The following is a 4,624-nucleotide window of genomic DNA, read 5'->3' on the forward strand; positions in this document are numbered from 1 at the left end:
GCTTTATAGTCCAGATAAGTAAAATCACTTGGGAGAGCTTCAAAAATACTAGTGTCAAAATTCGAAATTGTTGCAGCTCTTAATTTTAGTTGGTCCTTGTTATAACTAATTGAGTGATCTTTATCAGAATGTGTGGAAAAGGCTGTGATATCATCTAAAGTAACCTCTCCATCTATAGAAATAATTCCTTCACGAAATTCAATCGACGAAATATGGCCTTCTCCAACTGAACGCAAGCTAATGATAAACCTTTTTTCGCCTTCCCCAAGGTTTTCCTGATTGGGATGCGGAACAATAGATGGATTGAAAAGGGCGGCTGATTGAATAGAATATTCTTTGGCAAAATGTGCGCCCAAAAGCAACTTCTTTTCTTTAGAAAGCTGAAGATTCGTGGGTACAAGATCCACGATATGACCGTAAAACTTTAAAAAGGCTGATGAGAGATCTTTATGGCGATGATTAAATTCCTGAAGTAAATCTCGGTACATGATTTCTATTTCTGCCTCTGTTAATTTTAAAACCCTTTGAACCAGATCCTCTGCCCTGTTTTTGGTTGTATATGTACCAATGCCCAGGCTGTTAAATAGTAAAATAACACGTTTGGGATCGGCTTTCAAAACCGTTTCAGATCTGTTGATAGCTATCATAGATTATAATTATTTAATGCCAGAGCTGGCCATGCTTTGAATAAAATATTTCTGAAAAAATGAATAGGCAATCATAATAGGCAAAGCCAACAACACTGCTGAAGCCAGCTTAACACCCAATTGTGCATCTGCACGACCCCCTACTGAAAATAAGGTCACCAGCTGCGGCATGGTCATTACCATTTCATCCCGTACTACAATCAAAGGCCATAGTACTTCATTCCAGGTAGTCATAAAAGTGAGGATCCCTACAGTCACTATGGTGGGGATGATACTAGGAAACAAGACCTGGAAGATAATTCGCAATTCACTGCAGCCATCAATTCTTGCGGCATCAATAAGTGCCTGAGGCACGGACATAAAAGATTGACGGAACATTAAGATCGCAAAATTATTGACCAGGAAAGGGATTATCAGAGCCGTGTATTGATCTACCCAACCTAATTTTACAATGGTAATATAATTCGGTATTAAGGTAATCTGAAAAGGCAGGGTCATTGTAAATATGATAAGATAAAAAATAAAATTACGCCCCATAAATCTGGTTTTAGCCAGGGCATAGCCAACCATAGCTCCAATAAGAATTACCCCAAGTGTAATTACACTGGAGACGAACATACTATTCAGCAGAGCTCTGCCAATTGGTATCTTACCAAACATGGCCAGGTAATTATCAAATGTGAAGCTGTCAGGTATAAAGGTCAGACTTCCTATTAGTTTTTCCGGGGTAAGCGATGCCATTATCATCCAAAAAAAAGGATACAGGAAAGTAATTGCCATTACTATTAAACAGATATATATAAGTGCTTTTTTCATATTACTACCGCATCAGTATTTTTTTTCTATATATTTCTTTTGAATTACTATAATGATCAATATGATAAATGCAAAGGCAAAACCCAGGGTAGCGGCGTAGCCCATATGGTAGAATTCAAATGCCTGCTTATAAATGTACAATACCGAAGAGAGCGAACTGTTTAACGGCCCGCCACCTGTCATTACATAGGGTTCTATGAATAGGGAAAAACCGCCAATAGTAGATAAAATAATTACCATAAATATGGTAGGGTTGATGGCCGGAATAGTAATGTACCATAACTTCTGCCATGAGGAAGCACCATCTATTTCCGCAGCCTCGTAATAATGTTCAGGTACCGCCTGCAGGCCCACCAAGAACAATATAATATAAAGCCCTACATTCTTCCAGGTAGCCATAATCGCTATTGAGGGCATGGACATAGCGGGGTTTGTTAACCAACCTACACGCCCAAGTCCAATAGAGTTGAGTAATTGGTTTATTACTCCACCGTTGAAACCGTATAATTGTTGCCACATGATAGTAACTACTACTCCTGACACAATAACCGGCAAGAAAAAAACAGAACGGAATAAACCTTTGAACTTTATTTTACTATTTAAGAAAACTGCCAATCCCAGGGCAAAAATGATCTGCAATGGAATGTGAATAACAAGAAACCATAGCGTATTTCTCAGCGACTTCCAGAATAAGCGGTCATTAAACATTCTTGTATAATTATCCATTCCGGAATATTCCATAGGGGAGATAATATTCCATTTATGAAAAGTCAAAAAGAATGAAAATAATACCGGAAACGCCACAAATACCAGAAAGAAAAGCATGTAAGGCGATACCAAAAGATATGGTAAAATGCTGCGTTTCTTTTTTGGTCTTACTTGCATATTGGCTTCTTAAAAATTCCCCAATAGTATATCTACTGCCCTTGTAGCATCGGCAATAGCTTTGGCGGGTGTTTTTTTGTTGTGAATAACGCAGGATTCGTATTCCTGGGATATAATGTCTAATACTTCAATCAATACTTCACAATTGTCTGTTCCATATACAAAATTAGATTGATCAATAAATGGAATTATTTTTGGGTTTTCTCTCAGGAATTCCTGAAACACTTCATTTTCTTTTATCTGTTGTCTTCTGGGAATCTGACCGGATAATTCCAAAAATTTTAAATCCCCCGATTCATCGATCATTGTTTTTATGAATTCCCATGCCAGTGCAGGGTTTTTACAGGTATTGAAAAGTACTATATTCTTTGGATCGGCATAGGTGTACACTACTCCCCGATGGTCATCTGGTACTGGCAAATGTGCTATGTTGTACTCAAAGTCGTCCTCCTTGTATCGCTCCAGATAACTCACGTCCCATGCCCCGGTCCATTTAGTAGCTGTATGCCCTGCCAGGAATTTATCTGACCCTACCGTATTAGATTCTTTGGCGAAGTAACCTTCACGATATATTGTCTGCAAAAAATTAAACACCCCAACAGCGTATTCATTATTAAAAACGGCTTTATTGTCCTTTATCAAAGGGGCTCCATTAGATGCTGCCAGATACAACGGATAAAAATTATTCAGCCGTTGATGCCAGATGTTTTTTACTTCTGTATCTCCTATCCACTTGTCTACATAGCCATCTCCATCTGTATCTTTTGAAAAATCTTTACCGGCCTTCAGATAAGCGCTATAGGTGGCAGGCACAGTATTTAACCCCAGCTGTGCTATCTTTTTTTCATTATAAATGGTCATAAATGGATTTATCTTCCAGGGGATCTGATAAATATGACCATCAGCCGAAGTAATTTCCTTAACTACCGCTTCACCAGATCGCGCCCTTATAAAATCTGTAAACCCTTCGATGGTATCTAATGGAACAAGTACACCCGATTTTGCATACATTTCTACCAAACCCTGCCACATATTCGCATAAATATCCGGAGTGGTTCGGCCTACTACAGCGGCCATAATAACCTCTTCGCTGGATTGCCCTTCAGGAATTGGCTGGGATTCTAGCTTCTCACTGTGATTTTCATTCCATTTATCGGCAAAATAAGCTGTGAAGAGAATTTCCTGACTGGCATTTGATGACCAAAAAGTGATTGTATTATCTTTTTGCTCATCTCTATTACACGAAAAGAGCAAGCATAAAGTAAAAAAACCAATGAATTTGAGTTTCAAATGATATAAGTTCAAAATCTATATTTACAAAATTAGGAAGGAATAATTTTTTAACACGATCTTCTATGGTCGTCAAAATTAATAGTCATATTGGTAAGGTACGTCTTTCCGTTAGATAATTCACAGGTTTGCTAATTAGGTATTATAAAAATTTCTTCAATGAAAAGAAAGTTCTACAATGCCCGCTGATAACACAGAATTAACAGCACTGTAAAAACAGCGGATAATGAAAATGCCACATCAATTAAGTTCATCAAAGATGTACTTAGTTGGCCTGGCCCTGCCAAGAGAATCCAATCACGAAAGTGGTTGGATTTTTTGTTTTTGTAGTGTATGCCATAGGGCATTTAAAATACAGGGTAATAAATTGTTTGACGTTGGCAGAGAATCAGATTAGGTAATGAGTAAGTGTATTATGATAATAACAGTTTCGAATTACTTTTGGTTCATTTGAGTTCAGGTTATAGATTGTTGTATGCTTTCAGCTAACGGTTCGTATATGGTCAGATATGGACATACCAACGGAAATTGTCTTGTATGTGCTAAAGATAATCGATTACAGGAATTTCAATCCTGAATTTCTGCCCGCAATTAGTTATTCATAGTGTTAGCTGCAGTTTTTAATTTGTTATTCCTGGTGTCATTCTCAGATAGGTCTGGTCCTCAAGCTGATTTAGCATAAAATGAGCAACACTTGCTCTTGAGATCATTCTGGTCAGGATATAACTGCCAACAAAAGGCCCATGTTTATAATTTATCCTTTTTTTTCCATTAGTTAGCTGTCCGGGTCTAATTATGGTCCAATCCAGATTGCTATTCATTATTAATTTTTCTTGTTTAGATTTATCTAAAAAGTAAAATAAAAGTATTATGGGTATCGTAAAAAGGGTATAATACAATCCAAGTTTAAATCTACTGTCATTCACCCCTAGAGATGTGATGCAAATGAACCGCTTGACATTATGTTTTTTCATTGCATTAATTAT

4 protein-coding genes and 1 pseudogene are annotated in these 4,624 nt (G+C 37.3%); all 5 read right to left on the minus strand.

Going from position 1 to position 4,624, the window contains the following annotated elements:
• Positions 1-647: pseudogene (locus WBN20_RS11120) on the minus strand (hypothetical protein); the annotation flags it as partial.
• Between the two features lie 9 nt (positions 648-656).
• Complete coding sequence (locus WBN20_RS11125; protein WP_424281724.1) at positions 657-1,463, minus strand: carbohydrate ABC transporter permease; 807 nt, start codon at positions 1,461-1,463, stop codon at positions 657-659.
• Positions 1,464-1,475: 12 nt separating this feature from the next.
• Positions 1,476-2,348, minus strand: coding sequence for a carbohydrate ABC transporter permease (locus WBN20_RS11130; RefSeq protein WP_297704730.1), 873 nt, complete (start codon positions 2,346-2,348; stop codon positions 1,476-1,478).
• A 9-nt stretch (positions 2,349-2,357) separates the two neighbouring features.
• A complete protein-coding gene (locus WBN20_RS11135) occupies positions 2,358-3,638 on the minus strand; it encodes an extracellular solute-binding protein (protein WP_424281725.1) in 1,281 nt (426 codons plus the stop codon).
• A gap of 620 nt (positions 3,639-4,258) precedes the next feature.
• Positions 4,259-4,624 (minus strand): NAD(P)-dependent oxidoreductase (locus tag WBN20_RS11140; RefSeq protein ID WP_424281726.1); only part of this gene is annotated, 366 nt, incomplete at its 5' end.

Source organism: Eudoraea sp. (assembly GCF_049665975.1).
Lineage (GTDB): Bacteria > Bacteroidota > Bacteroidia > Flavobacteriales > Flavobacteriaceae > Eudoraea.

What these genes read in the sequence shown, in the direction of transcription:
- WBN20_RS11130 (WP_297704730.1), bottom strand. Translation starts at nt 2,348, where the DNA reads ATGCAAGTAAGACCAAAAAAGAAACGCAGCATTTTACCATATCTTTTG.
- WBN20_RS11125 (WP_424281724.1), bottom strand. Translation starts at nt 1,463, where the DNA reads ATGAAAAAAGCACTTATATATATCTGTTTAATAGTAATGGCAATTACT.